This window comes from Vibrio sp. Y20_XG_PY13 (assembly GCF_024181925.1).
In the GTDB taxonomy this organism is placed as follows: domain Bacteria; phylum Pseudomonadota; class Gammaproteobacteria; order Enterobacterales; family Vibrionaceae; genus Vibrio; species Vibrio parahaemolyticus.
Window position 1 is genome coordinate 583,134 of record NZ_JAMZAL010000002.1, and the last position, 14,984, is coordinate 598,117.

The following is a 14,984-nucleotide window of genomic DNA, read 5'->3' on the forward strand; positions in this document are numbered from 1 at the left end:
AAAACTAGACTAATAGTTTTTTGAAGACGAATCGCCCCGTCAGCTTGTATGCAGAGATTTGGTTATGAACCCTAAGAGCAATCCAGATACTATTTTTTCGGCTCCAATCGATAAAATTGGGGATTTCACGTTCGATGAACGCGTAGCGGAAGTTTTTCCTGACATGATTCAGCGATCGGTGCCGGGTTACAGCAACATCATTTCTGCAATCGGTATGTTGGCAGAACGCTTTGTGAAGCCTCACTCAAACATCTACGACTTAGGTTGTTCTTTGGGTGCCGCTACGCTGTCCATGCGTCGCCATATCAAACAAGAAGGCTGCAAAATCATTGCGGTAGACAACTCTCCAGCGATGGTTGAGCGTTGTAAGTTACACGTCAACGCTTACCGCAGCGACACGCCAGTGACTGTGGTCGAAGCCGATATTCGTGATATCGAAATTGAAAACGCATCTGTCGTTGTATTGAACTTCACGCTCCAGTTTTTATCACCAGAAGACCGTTACGCGCTGCTTGAAAAAATCTACGCGGGCCTGCGTCCTGGTGGCATTTTGATTCTGTCAGAGAAATTCGTTTTCGAAGATGAAGTGTCGAACGAGCTACTCATTGACCTTCACCATGATTTCAAACGTGCCAACGGTTACAGCGAATTGGAAATCAGCCAAAAACGTAGCGCAATCGAAAACGTAATGCGTCCGGACTCTAAAAAAGACCACAAAGAACGTTTCGCAAAAATTGGCTTCTCTAGCTACGACGTTTGGTTCCAATGCTTTAACTTCGGTTCTATGTTCGCGATTAAGTAAGGTTCGCGGTCAAACCCCGTTCAGTTTGTACTCAAGCAGGCAAGTACTTATGCTGCCTTTGGCGGCGCTTTCACTCATTTAATTACATCATCAACTCAGCGATTAACTAACTATGTTTAACTTTGCAAATTTCTACCAATTGATTGCCCAAGACACACGTCTTCAACCTTGGCTGAATGTGTTACCACAACAGTTAACGGACTGGCAAAATGCAGAGCACGGTGACTTTGGTCGCTGGTTGAAAGCACTGAACAAAATTCCAGAAGGCTCACCAGATCAAGTTGATATCAAGAACTCTGTAACCATCAGCAACGATACGCCTTTCCATGAAGGCGAACTGAAAAAGCTAGAAAATTTACTGCGTACTTTCCACCCTTGGCGCAAAGGTCCATACACGGTGCACGGCATTCATATCGATACCGAGTGGCGTAGCGACTGGAAATGGGATCGCGTACTTCCACACATTTCTCCACTGAAAAATCGCAGCGTGCTCGATGTGGGTTGTGGCAATGGTTACCACATGTGGCGCATGTTAGGCGAAGGTGCTCGTCTTTGCGTGGGTATCGATCCGTCTCACCTGTTCCTGATCCAGTTTGAAGCAATTCGCAAACTCATGGGCGGCGACCAACGTGCGCACCTACTGCCGCTGGGTATTGAACAACTGCCTAAACTGGAAGCGTTTGATACCGTATTCAGCATGGGTGTTCTCTACCACCGTCGTTCTCCACTTGACCATTTGATTCAACTAAAAGATCAGTTGGTTTCTGGTGGTGAATTAGTATTGGAAACCTTGGTAATCGAAGGCGATGAAAACGCAGTACTTGTGCCGACCTCACGCTACGCTCAAATGCGCAATGTGTACTTCTTCCCGTCTGCGAAAGCACTAAAAGTGTGGCTAGAACTGGTTGGTTTTGAAGATGTTCATATTGTGGATGAGAACGTGACTTCAGTTGATGAGCAACGCACAACAGATTGGATGACACATAACTCTCTACCAGATTACTTAGATCCAAACGATCCAAGCAAAACAGTGGAAGGCTACCCGGCACCACGCCGCGCTGTGCTTGTAGCACGTAAGCCATAATTAACTGAGATTTCTGACATTGTCTTAACTCTTTCCTGCCATTAAGACATTACCCTCTCTTCTATTCTCATCAAGGGTGCACTTTGCATCCTTGATTATTAGCTTTTCATCACTATTCCTCACTCAATAAGAGATAGAGAAAGATTCTTACTTGTGAGCCTTTATCGATATAAGCTAAACTCTTAAAAAACAAACAACTTAATCCAATCCCAAGGTTTTCAATGTTAATACGATTGACTCCGGTTGTTGCCATCGCCTTATTATCTGGATGCACACTTACTAAAGGCGAACAGTACCACCAAGAAACGTTAGCCGCTATTCAAGCTTCAGAAGCGAATTTCAATAATCGCATAACTAACTTAGAGCTGCAGATCAGTAACCAATCAGATTACATCGACAGCCTTGAAGACCAAGTCGATAAGTTACAAGGTGATCTAAGCACCTTCCGCGAAGAGGCAATGGCAGAGGTTAAAAAACCGAAAGAGCCTATTATTGTCCAAGCGCCTACCCCTATTGAACCAACGCCGACTCATGACATCGTTTTAGGTTCGATCGAAAAAGTGACCATCGACTCCATCAAACAAACGTTTGATGCTCGCGTCGATACAGGTGCGGCTACATCATCTTTGAATGCAGTTGATATTGAAGAATTCGAAAGAAACGGTAAAAACTGGGTTCGTTTCCATCTTGCTGATGCAACAAAATCAGAAGAAGAGAAAAATACATGGATCGAAGCGCCTGTTCTTCGTTATGTGAAAATTCGTCAAGTAACAAGTGAAGAACTGGAGCGTCGCGCTGTGGTCGAACTTTGGGTGCGAGTTGGAAAAATTCATGAAAAAGCGCAATTTACGTTGGCAGATCGCTCCCACATGAACCATCCTGTTTTACTAGGTAGAGAATTTATGCGCGACATCGCATTGGTTGATGTGAGCCGTACATACATTCAAACGGACGAAGATAAAAAATAATAAGGTAGATTATGACGTCAAAAATACCGTTTTACCTTTCAATCATCTTGTTGGTGGTTGCGGGCATTGCTTTGAGTGTTTTCAGACACCAAAATTACGGCGTGCCTTGGACGCCAGGCGAAACACGTCAAGTGTGGGATGTAGAGGCTCGTATCGAGTTCAATGCAAACGGGAATGAAGTGAAAGCTTCTCTTGCCGCTCCTCATACACAAAGTGGTTATACACTGATTGGCGAGTCTGCTTCTTCTTCTGGTTATGGCGTTTCCTACATTAACTCTGATTCAGGTCGCCGTGCCGAATGGTCGATTCGCCAAGCGAAAGGCCCTCAAACAATTTACTACAAAGCGCAGTTCTTAGTTGATCCACAAGCTAAAGTAGAACCACTGCCTCCTGCTGGCGATATCACGCCACCGACTTTATCCGCTCCGCAACAAGCGGCAGCAAGCGCCCTCATCGATCAAGCCATGAGCCGTTCTGCGGACAACGTGACGTTTGCACGCGAGTTAATCAAAGCGCTTAACGATCCAGACAGCCAAAACTCCGCTCTATTATTAAACGATTTTGACCGCACCGATGCACTGCACAAAATTCTTCTGTCAGCTGGCGTTCAAAGTAAAATTGTTGGCGTAATCGAGCTTGAAGATGGCCGTCGTCGTCAAACCATCCAACCGATGGTGCAAGTTTGGTCTGGAAAAGATTGGGTTCTGTTCTCGCCAAATTCAGAGCAGAAAGCCGTAAAACCTAACCTTCTTGTTTGGGATGAATCGAACGTTTCGTTACTTGACCTTGTGGGAGGCAAGAACAGCCAAGTTCATTTCTCCATGATCAAACAAGAAGTGACGCCTCAACAAGCGACAAACAACAAGGTTGAGGCCGATGGCCTGCTTAACTTATCAATCCACAGCTTGCCTCTAGAAGAGCAAGCGATGTTCAAGACCATCATGCTGATCCCAATTGGCGCATTGATCGTTGTGTTCCTGCGCGTAATTATTGGTCTTAAAACCTCTGGTACGTTCATGCCAGTACTGATTGCGGTTGCGTTCGTTCAAACGCAGCTTGTGACTGGTATTGTTGGCTTCCTATTAATTGTTGGTACAGGCTTGATCATCCGAAGTTACTTATCGCGGCTCAACTTACTTCTGGTAGCAAGGATATCCGCGGTTATTATCACGGTTATTATGATCATCTCGGTGTTTACCGTCGTAGCATTCAAGATTGGTTTGACAGAAGGTCTAACAATCACCTTCTTCCCAATGATCATCTTGTCATGGACGATCGAACGTATGTCGATTCTGTGGGAGGAAGAAGGCGCGAAAGAAGTAGCAATGCAAGGTGGTGGTTCACTACTGACTGCGGTACTGGTTTACTTGGCGATGACCAACTCGTATATCCAGCACTTAACATTTAACTTTATCGGCCTACAGCTAATTGTTTTGGCGGGTATTCTATTACTAGGTACTTACACTGGTTACCGTCTAACAGAACTACGTCGTTTCAAACCGCTAGCGGAGGATTAAACGATGTTTGAACGTTACACTACGCCATCAAAACTTCGCCACAAAGGCATTATGGGCATGAACAAGCGTAACCATAGCTACATTGGTCGCTATAACGATCGCTCTAAATACCCATTGGTGGATGACAAGCTAAAAACCAAGATCATCGCTCAAGCTGCAGGGGCAACCGTCCCTGCCCTTATCGGCGTGATCCACAACCAAGCAGAAGTAAAAACCATCCACAACATGGTGAAAGACTGGCCGGGTTTTGTGATTAAGCCAGCTCAAGGCAGCGGTGGTAAAGGTATTCTGGTGGTGACATCGCATAAAGACGGTGTGTACACCAAACCTTCTGGTGCGACAATCAACAAAGAAGAAGTGGAACGCCACATCAGTAATGCACTGGCAGGGCTGTTCTCGCTCGGCGGTAAGAACGATGTTGCCGTGGTTGAGAACTTGATTAAGTTTGATGACTGCTTCGATGGTTTCAGCTACGAAGGTGTGCCAGACGTACGCATCATCGTATTTAAAGGCTACCCTGTCATGGCGATGATGCGCTGCTCAACATCAGCGTCTGATGGTAAAGCTAACCTTCACCAAGGCGCGGTCGGCGTCGGCATTGATATCGCAACAGGCAAAGCCATTCGTGCGGTGCAATTCGACCAACCAGTAACGCACCACCCAGATACGGGTAAAGATTTATCAACTCTGCAAGTGCCTCATTGGGAGCGTTTGCTAGAACTTGCGTCAAGTGCTTGGGAAATGACGGGGCTTGGTTACATGGGCACCGACATGGTTCTCGACAAAGAAGAAGGTCCGATGGTACTTGAGCTGAATGCTCGTCCTGGTTTGGCTATTCAAATCGCGAACGGAGCAGGATTGCTTCCTCGCTTGAGGCATATTGAAAGCCTCGGCACTCCAGCGGAGTACCCTAAGCCTATAGAGCGCGTAGCCTACGCGGTTGAGCAGTTTGGTGTAAAACCAAAGTTCTAAATCTTACAAGCTAGCAATCAGCACATGGTTGCTAGCTTTTTTCTTTCTGCCATCGTTTTCACTCCCCTTCCTATCTCATTTCGCCGGTTTCATCATTTGAATCAATGATCGAGCTAACAGAATCAACATAGATCGTTTCTTTTCCACTGAGCCCATTGAGTATGATGTTTACTCCCCTTACTCAACTTAAAGAGGTTGGGCGATGCTAACAAAAGAAACAAATAATAATGAACCACAGCTTGTAGACCAGGAAACTTTTGACCAACACTTACAGCGTTTGTCTGAGCTTTCAGTTCAAGCACTTGAAGAGCTTGCTGAAATTATCGAAGCTGGAACCGATATTTCAGAGGAATAGCGCTTAGATTGTTTCCAATACTCCCTGCTATTGGTCTAAGTGCTCACGAAAAAGCCGAGACTGTCGTCCTACAGCCTCGGCTTATTTTATGCCCGTTACCTGCATCTCCCTGTTAGTCAGATACAAAAACGCCCGCTTTAATTGCGGGTGTTTTTTATACTTCCAAGCTTATGATTCAAACTCTTCAATCATTTCTTGAACTTCACTCTTCGGTTTATCTGTTTGACCAAAGCCACGCAGACCAACAACGTGTACGTGTTCGTGATCTTTAAACACCTTACGTACCAGCTTGTAGGTTGTACCTTTCTCTGGGCTAATGTTTTCTGGCGCAGCAATCAACAGCTGCATATCCAGACGGTCACACAGTTCGAATAGCGTTGAAATCGACTTCGCATCCAGACGTGCCGCCTCATCGAGGAACAACAAACGACATGGGATGATGTCTTTGCTGCGTAGACGACGGGATTCTTCTTCCCAGCTCTGAACAACCATCAATAGGATTGACTGACCAGTACCGATTGCCTCACCCGTTGATAGCGCCCCAGATTCCGCTTGCAGCCAACCATCAGAACCACGGTTAACTTCCACACTTAGCTCTAGATAGTTACGATAATCCAGTAGCTCTTCACCCAGAACCTGAGGAGAGCGTTGACCCATATCGATGTGAGGGTTCACGCGTTGGAACAGTTTTGCCATCGCTTCTGAGAAAGTGAAACGTGGAGATTCAAACAAATCTTTATGCTGTTCTTGCTGCGAAGACAGACCATGTAATAGCACTTCATGGCTTTCACGGATCTTCACGTTTAGACGCACACCTTTCACCTGACCGAACGAAATGTTCGACAAGCCTTGGTTTAGCATGCGAATACGGTTTTGCTCACGCTGAATCGTCTTCTTGATGATGCTTGCCACAGACTCAGAGCTGATTGCCAGACGGTTTTCGCGTTGAGTTAGCTCTTCAGTCAGACGCGCTAGCTCTACTTCCATTTCTTCGATAGCTTCTACTGGGTCATCTGTGCGGATGATGTCCTGACGAATACGCTCACGAAGGTGCTGGTAAACCGCAATGTAGAACAGAACTTTACGCTCTGGACGTGCATTATCTTCAGACAAACGTAACGCATCACGTAGGTCATCATTGTTTGCAACAGCAAGACGCAGCGCACCCAACGATTTATCCGACATTGAACGCAGTTCATCGGCAGACATGTACGCCAACTCGCGCTTGTGAAGACGACGTTCAACATCGTTTTCACGTGCCAAGCGAAGTACTGAACACCAGCCCGCTTTCGCAGCAACCACGAAGGTACGCAGCTCTGCGTATTCCTTCTGAACTTTCTTCAGACGTTTCGCCAGACCTTTCATCTCTAGCTCAGTAGAGGTGATGGTACGCTCGTATTCACTCTTACGACTACGAGATGTGTGTAGACGCTCGTGCAGCTCATCACGGCGACGGATCGCACGCTCTTCTGCGCCTTCATCGGCGTTAACACCAAACTCTTGCAGTTCTTGTTTGAACTCTTGAACGGTTTCCAATTTCGCTTGGTGCGAGCTTTTCAATGATGCCAATACTTGGTTGTATTGGTTCATTTGACCTTGCGCTTGTTTCAACTCTTCACGAGAGCGTGTACGCATTTGCTCAGCCTGAACCAGCTTCGCTTTTAACTGCTCACTAAGTTCACTGCTTTGGTTAAGCAAATCAACGGAGTCTGAATACGCAAAGTAGTGACGACGCTCAACGAGATCAGACAAGGCAAAGATCTGCTTCTTCAATTCTTGAAGTTGCTCGTCCGCGGCTTTGTATTCTGCTTCTAGCGCATCGAACTGTTCAGGGTCTGCATCAAGTGCAGAAGCAATTTTTTCAAGCTCAGCCACGGCTTTCGCGTGGTTGTTCAAGAACGCTTTCGCTTCCGACAGTTGCGCAATTTTCTCTTCCAGCTCGTCGAAACGCGCTTGCAGCGTATCGTCTTCAATCAGAGCCATGTTTGGTGCGAGCTTGTCTAACGAAGACAGAGCTTGCTTGCTAGTTTGAAGCTGAGAACGATGTTGCTGTTCTTTCGCTTCCAAATCAGCCAATACACGGGCGATTTGACCGCGTTTTTCGCGAACATTTGCCAATGCTTGTTCTGGGTCAGCTTCAAACGCGACTTGAATGTGGTTAGCCACAAACTGGTTGAATGCTTGGTATAGACGCTGCATCTTTTGTGAATCGAAAGCCGCTTTTGCGTGCTTCTCAACCACTTCCTCACGTTCATTGCGCAGTAGCTCTAAACGCTGTTCACGCGCCGCGCGTCCAAACAATGGAATTTCAGGGAAACGAGAGTAACGCATTTGGCGGTCGTTCATACGAACGCATACCGCACCTTCAAGTTCTTCTGCGTCAAACGAGCTGTCATCAAAGGCATCTATGTCACCTTCAATGATGTACAAATCTTCCGGACAATCGTCTAGCTCTACCAGTTTCTCTTCGATACCCGACAGGTCAGAAACCACAATCGCGTGACGTGCCGGACCATACATCGCGCTGAAGTACGGTGCGTCGTCGATTGTAATGTCGTCGTAAATCTCAGATAGAAGCACACCGCCTAGTGTATCTGCCAAGCCTTTCAGACGAGGATCGTTTGAACCACCAGGTGATGCCAATCGTTCGATTTCGCTTTCTAGTTGCGAGCGACGCTCTGCCAGTTTGTCTTTCGCAAGAGACAGTTCTTTCTCTTGCTCCAGAACAACCTGCATGTGGCTCATCACAGCATGGCGATCTTCTAACTCTACACCGCTTTGCTCACGCAATTTTTCTAGCGCATCGTTCGCCGCAATCCATGTTGGTGCAATGGCTTCTAGCTTGTTGATTTCTGCCGCAGCATCTTGCTCTAGGCGACGCTGTTCACTGCGTTGTTCACGCAGCTCTTCTTGCGTCATTTCTAGCGTTTCGATTTGCATCGCATGACGTTCGCGTTCTTGTTCAAACGTGATTTCGTCCGTCAGTTCAACATGGAACTGTTTTTGATATTCCTTGACCAATTCACGAGCTTGACGCTGTTGGTTTAAGCTACGTTCGAGGTCGCGATGTTGAGCACGCCATTGTTGTTCGTTTTGTGCGATTTGCTGAGATTCACGCGCTTTCGTAATGACGATTTTCGCTTGTTCAGCCGCATCTTTACGTTCGACTTGCCCAACGATACTTTGTACGAGCTTCAGCGCAGTTTCAAATTGCTCTGCTGCTGCAGAAGACATATCCAACTTGTGCTTAACCGATAGCAGCGCGTTAGTGCTTTCTGATTCTTTGTTCTTAAGCTCAGAAACAAGTGCTTGCGCGGATTCTGCCGTCAGGCAGTCATCACCAAGTAGTTGTTTCGCTTTCTCAAGTGCCTGAACCGCTTGTTGGTATTGAAGAGCACGAGTTTGCTGAACGTCTAGTGCTTGTTGGTAGTCAGCAAGTTGCGTCTTGAGGCTGTCCACCTCTTCTTCTGCAACGGTTGCTTGCTCTTCCACCATCATCACGCGTTCTTGCGCTTCTTCAACGACCATCATCTGCTCTTCAAGACGCTCGCTAAGCTCTTCAAGATCTTCTTGGTAACGTTCGATTTTCTCTTGCTGACGCAGTGCGTTTTGCACCAATTGCAAGTGGTCAGAAGCCGCTTGATAGTCTTGCTCTAGTGCCGATTCCGATTCGATTAGAAGCTCAAGTTCTTCTTGAACGCGATTAAGCAGATTGTTTTGCTCAATCAACGTCTCGCGTGAGCCAAAGAGCTCAGAGCGCAAAGATAGAGTTTGTTCAAGCTTGTTGCGACGATCGTTAGCATGGCGCATGTAGTCAGCAGCCACGTAGTTTGTCGACTCGGTGATCAAGTGTTTGAACAAGTCACGGTCAGCCTGAGTGGTTTTGATCGCTTCTAGCGTCATGCGGTTTTCACGCAATGCCGATTCCATGTCTTGGAATGCTTTCTTCACACCGCCGTTTTGTGGCAGAAGGTAATCGCGCAGTGAGCGTGTAATCGCACTTGAGATACCACCGTAAAGCGAGGCTTCGATCAAACGGTAGAATTTAGAGCGGTCACTTGAGTTGCGCAATTTCTTCGGAATCACACCGAACTCGAACATTTGCGCGTGGTAATCCACGATTGAAGAGAAGGCTTTGAATTGAACGCCTTCAAATTCCGCAATCGCATCTTTGACTTCATTGATTTGACGTACGCGCGCTTGAGTCGCCGATACGCTTTCAACCAAAATATCCGTTGGTTTCACATGGCTTGGAAGACCTTGGATAACAAACGGTTTGATGTCTACTTTTTTGTCACGACCCGCGACTTGCTGCAGTTTTACTGCAAACAATAGACGTTGGTTACGTGAGTTCACTACGTCTAGCGCCGCGTAACACGCACCCGGCTGTAGTTTACCGTATAGACCTTTATCGCGAGACGATTGGCTGCTGCCCGCTTCGGTTGTGTTACGGAAGTGCAGTAGCGTTTGGTCAGGAATCAACGCTGTGATGAACGCTGCCATCGTTGTTGATTTACCGGCACCGTTACCGCCCGACAACGTCGTAACCAGACCATCGATGTCAAACGTACGGGCAAAGAAGCCGTTCCAGTTGACCATGGTCAGCGATTGATATTTACCGCGTTCAATCATGCTCATGCTTCACCCTCTTCTGTCATTTCTTCTTGGGCTTGTTCTTCTTGGTCTTCTTCAGACAGCAAGCTGCCTTGGCTCGGCTCTTTAGTGTGGACTACGGCTTCACCATCACGGATAAGACGCAGCTGCGCTTCACGGATGTCATCGCCCACACGAACATCAGCACCAAAACGGAATACCGCTTCGCTAATGCTGAATTTACCGGTTTCACCGATGTTGATGATCATCCCTAAACGACGTAGGCGACGAAGTGACGTACGTACTTTTTCAAACAGTTTTTCTTTGTCTAGATCCGAACCCGTTGCACGGTTCGTCACGAGTTTCATCAGCTTTTTCTCGTCTGCTAATGCAAGCAACTCGTCGTAAAGCTCTTGATTGGTGAAAATGCCTTCGTGCGCTAAGCGCTCTGGGCTTAGGTATAGGAAACACAGTACCTTACCCACCAGCATATCCAGCTCAGATAAAACACTGCGGCCAATCAATGACGTTGAACGTGGACGTAGGTAGAAAAAGCCTTCTGGCGCTTTTACCAACTCGGTGTTGTAGCGCTGGTAGAAAGAAGAAAGCTCAAGCTCGAAATCAGACAACAACGCGTGATTGTCGAGATCTTCAGTTGAAATATGACGCCCTGCTCGTAGCATACTGTCTAGCGCTGGGAACAGAGGGTTAGAAATTGCTTTTGCCAGATTATCTGACATGTATTCATTAGTATCGGTCGATGACATTCGCTTGTACCTTTGCCCCAAATTCGTTGATTGCTTTCCAGTCAGGCTGAATCGCTTGATAATCCGATTCCGAATAACCAAGACGTACGGCTTGATCAACGATAATTCGAGCTAAATCAAAGTGATGAGTGTATGGATGTTGTGCAAGGTAATCTCGCAGTACCACACTCAAATCGATTGGCGTGCCTTGCTCTTTATGCGCTTTTAGCATGTCACCAATGCGTTCTGATAGCTCATCATTGACTTGTTGAAATTCTTCGTATTCCACTTCCATCGGAACTTGGCCGGTTACCTCGTCATCACGCAGTACCAAAGCTTCATCACGAAGGTCGGAAAGCCTTTCTGCATCTGCAAAAGTCAGATACCAAGGCATATCAAAATAGTCTTTTATCGATTGACGCAGACGCGAGCTAAATGCACGGTTCTTATCCATATCGATAGCGGTACGGATGAACTTGTGCACGTGTCGGTCGTAGCCAATCCAGAGGTCAATCGCTTGCTGGCCCCAGCTTGTGATTCGGTCTAGCTTCATTTGCAGACCAAACAAGGCTTCTTCAATAAACTCAAGCTCAGGATCACCGTAAACAATTTCTTGAATATCTAGGATCTGAGTTTGCAGTTCATCACTCGCGGCTTGCAGCGTATCTTGAAGTTCACGCAACGTGCTTGATGTTTCTGACAGAAGTGCTTCACAGTTGTTGATCGCTTCACGCCAGTCTTTGTTTAGCAGGTCGGCAATTTGTTGTTTCACAGATTGCTGCTGCTCATCCATTACACGTTGGTTGAGGTCGATTTGATCGAAGATTTCGCCTACAGAATATTTTAAAACTCCGTACACGTTTTTCTTCCAGTGGCCCGGTGTGCCACCTTTTTGTGCCGCTTCAATCGCTTTCGCCATTTCATCCGCTACCATCGATAGCTGGATAGACAGACGCAGTCTTGAAAACTCGCGATGACGCACGTAGTAATCGGTAATTCCTATCGCTAAAGGCGACAAGCGGTAAATGCTCGCTCCGTCAGTAATTTCACTGACAAAACGGCTAATAAGACGCTGCTTGACCATCTCGTTGATGGCGTTGTTCGCACGAAAAGCGGAGGCTTCGCCAGTCTCATCAAATAGTCGAGTGACGATGGCAAATGCATCGTGCAGTTCACCTTCACCCAGTTCTTCGTCGAACCTTTCATTACTCAGTACGGCGATGGCAATCAAAAATGCCAATCGCTCTGTGGTCAGGTTCAACGAGAAATCGTGCTGCTTAACCCAGCCAACCAACTCATCGATTGGTTGCTCTGCAGCATTGAGAGTCATCTCACTCATTGTTATTCCTGTTTATCGTTCTTTTTGGCCCACACGTGAATATAGCGGCCTAATGAGAGGTATGGCTCTTGTCGACATAGTTGTTTTTCTAGCGCCAACACATCTTCAAACTCGTAATCGCCCATGTATTGCATATTACCTATGTAATCACTAAAGGAACGAATACCAGATTTGCCGCAAATGCTAAAACCAGCCTCTTCTATCCATTGATAGACATCTTCCGGTTTCAAGCCTTTTTGCGGCTGTAGTTTAAATCTTTTTCGGTGGGGCATGCCGTCTAAAATATGAGGAATGTTGCCACAAACCACGTTTTTGTAGACTAAACCATGGTGGTTATAGAACATCACTGATGCGATGCCCCCCGGCTTTACTTGTTCCAATACTGTCTCTAGCGCCGTTTTAGGATCAGCGAGCCACTCCATGACAGCGTGGAACATAACGAGATCCACCTGTTCTTCCATGTACTCCGCAATGGACTGAACAGGCGAATGAATCAGGCGATACTGCTCAAGCAAACCGTTTTTTTCAATATCCTGTTTGGCTAATTGCAGCATTTCCGAAGATAGATCACATAACGCAACACGATGTCCGAGCTTAGCAAGCTTTTGCGACATTTGTGCTAAACCACCACCTGCATCAAGTACTTCTAGGGGTTGCTGGCTCGCATCCAATTCACTTAGAATCTGTAGAAAATCTTCCCACACAATGATTTGGCGGATCTCCCCTTTATCGGAGCCGTAAATATTTTTTGCAAATTTGTGGGCGATATCGTCGAAATTGCGGTCTTCTGTCACTTCTGCTGAGTTATCATATCGGATTGTGCCGCTATTCTGGCACAAGGAAAGCAGGAATAAAGAGGGTCACCCTCATTTTTATTATCAATTGATGTTTTTTCGGACTATTTATGTATGTTTGAGCTGAAAAAAGTAATGTCAGCCTTGCTTATGCCGCTTCCGGCATTGCTACTGATAGGCTTGTTAGGTCTTGCTCTCATTAGTTTTACCACAAAACGTAAAACTGGCTGCTTCGTTGTTCTGTTCTCTTTTGTTGGCCTTTTTCTAGTTGCCTTCCAACCTGTTTCAACCAAGCTTCTCATGCCACTTGAGCGCGAGCATAAGGCCTTTTTACCTGTGTCAGGTACCATTGACTACGTTATGGTGCTGGGTAATGGCCACGTGGTCGATGACGAAATTCCACCAACATCGCAATTAAGCCGCGCGGCGTTGATGCGATTAACGGAAGGCATTCGTATTTTGCGTATGTACCCAGGCGCAAAGCTAATTTTATCTGGTTATGATGGTGGCTCTGAGATCAGCCATGCTCGTATGATGGCAAACGTTGCTTTGGCATTAGGTGTTGCGAAATCCGACATTATTTTGTTAGAAGACGCAAAAGACACGTGGGAAGAAGCAAGACAAGCCGCCGCTTTTGTTCAACAAAAAGAGATTGTGCTGGTCACATCAGCGAGCCACATGAGCCGTGCGCTGTACGAGTTTAACGCAGCTGGAATTAAACCTATCCCTGCTCCAACGAATTTCTTAGCGATAGACGAAGTTAGCCAACCGTGGGACAAGTATTCACCTAAAGCTCGCTACCTTGAGCAAACTGAACTGTTTTGGCATGAATACCTTGGTAGCGTTTGGCAAAGACTGCGTGACACCGTAGGGCAAACGCCGATGGTGGAAGCGGAATAAACCCGATTTATAAAAACAAAAAAGGAGAGCATTGGCTCTCCTTTTTCTTTACTGCTTGTCTGATGGTGATTAATCACCTGCGAACATGTAGCCTTCCCCGTGAACGGTCACAAAAATTTGTGGGTTCTTAGGATCAAACTCCATCTTAGCGCGCATGCGTCGGATAAGAACATCAATCGTACGATCATTTGGAGCATCAACTCGGTGACTGATCATATTCAAAATACGTTCACGACTCAGCACTTGATTCGGGTAAGACGATAACGCCACCAAAAGCTCATATTCTGCTTTGGTTAATTTTACCGGCTCACCATTACGGCTAAGTGCTCGACGCTGAATATCGAATGTCCACTCACCAAAGCGAACAATGTGTTCATCGTTTGTTTCGCTTGCCGCTTTACTTGCTCCACTTCGCGCCGCAGAAATGCGCCACAGTAGATTTTTAACTCGAACTAGTAATTCCCTTAGTTCAAAAGGCTTTGTCACATAATCGTCTGCGCCCATCTCTAGGCCTACGATTTTGTCGATGCTATCCGTGCGTCCTGTTACCAATATGATGCAGATGTCTGATTGACTGCGTAGCTCACGCGTAAGCATTAGGCCGTCTTCGCCCGGCAAGTTAATATCCAACATAATAAGGTCTACGTCGCCACCTTGCAGAACTTCGCGCATCTCTGCACCACTTTCTGCTTCGCTAACTTTGTAACCTTCATTTTGGAAATATCCCGCAAGCTTACTACGAGTTACAACATCATCTTCTACGACTAATACGTGATAGCTCATTTACACCACTTTCTGTCTTCTTATTATCCAAGACGTATTCTATTCATAACTAGTAACATTTCTAGTCATAGATACATTAAAAAGCAAGATTTAGCGTTTTTATTGATTCAAAACAAGCTTGCCCATCACTG

The 14,984-nt window shown here is 46.3% G+C and carries 12 protein-coding genes; 7 read left to right on the top strand and 5 right to left on the bottom strand.

Features of this window, described 5'->3' with window-relative positions; translation table 11 throughout:
- Window positions 1-64 precede the first annotated feature (64 nt).
- From cmoA to NL646_RS07775, 6 genes are all read left to right on the top strand, one after another.
- Complete coding sequence (cmoA, locus tag NL646_RS07750) at window positions 65-802, top strand: carboxy-S-adenosyl-L-methionine synthase CmoA (RefSeq protein ID WP_025552850.1); 738 nt, start codon at window positions 65-67, stop codon at window positions 800-802.
- A gap of 112 nt (window positions 803-914) precedes the next feature.
- A complete protein-coding gene (gene cmoB / locus NL646_RS07755) occupies window positions 915-1,886 on the top strand; it encodes a tRNA 5-methoxyuridine(34)/uridine 5-oxyacetic acid(34) synthase CmoB (RefSeq protein ID WP_005483112.1) in 972 nt (323 codons plus the stop codon).
- 221 nt (window positions 1,887-2,107) lie between these two features.
- On the top strand, window positions 2,108-2,854 hold the full coding sequence (locus NL646_RS07760) for an ATP-dependent zinc protease (RefSeq protein WP_062907829.1): 747 nt from the start codon (window positions 2,108-2,110) through the stop codon (window positions 2,852-2,854).
- A gap of 11 nt (window positions 2,855-2,865) precedes the next feature.
- Entirely contained in the window at window positions 2,866-4,371 is a 1,506-nt protein-coding gene (locus tag NL646_RS07765; RefSeq protein ID WP_005495851.1) for an inactive transglutaminase family protein, read from the top strand.
- Window positions 4,372-4,374: 3 nt separating this feature from the next.
- Window positions 4,375-5,343, top strand: coding sequence for an alpha-L-glutamate ligase-like protein (locus tag NL646_RS07770; RefSeq protein ID WP_193229431.1), 969 nt, complete (start codon window positions 4,375-4,377; stop codon window positions 5,341-5,343).
- A gap of 202 nt (window positions 5,344-5,545) precedes the next feature.
- Window positions 5,546-5,698, top strand: coding sequence for a hypothetical protein (locus tag NL646_RS07775; RefSeq protein WP_005457235.1), 153 nt, complete (start codon window positions 5,546-5,548; stop codon window positions 5,696-5,698).
- A gap of 168 nt (window positions 5,699-5,866) precedes the next feature.
- Here NL646_RS07775 and mukB read toward each other — a convergent pair whose 3' ends face one another.
- From mukB to cmoM, 4 genes are read right to left on the bottom strand one after another with little or no spacing between them, the layout of a single operon-like run.
- The gene (mukB, locus tag NL646_RS07780; RefSeq protein WP_021823155.1) at window positions 5,867-10,330 is read right to left on the bottom strand and encodes a chromosome partition protein MukB; all 4,464 of its coding nucleotides are present in this window, start codon (window positions 10,328-10,330) and stop codon (window positions 5,867-5,869) included.
- Window positions 10,331-10,332: 2 nt separating this feature from the next.
- On the bottom strand, window positions 10,333-11,058 hold the full coding sequence (mukE, locus tag NL646_RS07785) for a chromosome partition protein MukE (RefSeq protein ID WP_005483111.1): 726 nt from the start codon (window positions 11,056-11,058) through the stop codon (window positions 10,333-10,335).
- Window positions 11,039-12,376, bottom strand: a complete 1,338-nt coding sequence (gene mukF, locus NL646_RS07790) for a chromosome partition protein MukF (RefSeq protein ID WP_005483103.1) — start codon at window positions 12,374-12,376, stop codon at window positions 11,039-11,041. The genes mukE and mukF overlap by 20 nt, the downstream gene beginning before the upstream one ends.
- Window positions 12,377-12,378: 2 nt before the next feature.
- The gene (gene cmoM / locus NL646_RS07795) at window positions 12,379-13,170 is read right to left on the bottom strand and encodes a tRNA uridine 5-oxyacetic acid(34) methyltransferase CmoM (protein ID WP_029803718.1); all 792 of its coding nucleotides are present in this window, start codon (window positions 13,168-13,170) and stop codon (window positions 12,379-12,381) included.
- 114 nt (window positions 13,171-13,284) lie between these two features.
- Between cmoM and elyC the strand changes: the two genes are divergently transcribed.
- The gene (gene elyC / locus NL646_RS07800) at window positions 13,285-14,070 is read left to right on the top strand and encodes an envelope biogenesis factor ElyC (protein WP_005457224.1); all 786 of its coding nucleotides are present in this window, start codon (window positions 13,285-13,287) and stop codon (window positions 14,068-14,070) included.
- Between the two features lie 69 nt (window positions 14,071-14,139).
- On the opposite strand, the gene torR is transcribed toward elyC, so the two are convergent.
- Window positions 14,140-14,853, bottom strand: a complete 714-nt coding sequence (torR, locus tag NL646_RS07805) for a two-component system response regulator TorR (RefSeq protein ID WP_253664058.1) — start codon at window positions 14,851-14,853, stop codon at window positions 14,140-14,142.
- Window positions 14,854-14,984 lie beyond the last annotated feature (131 nt).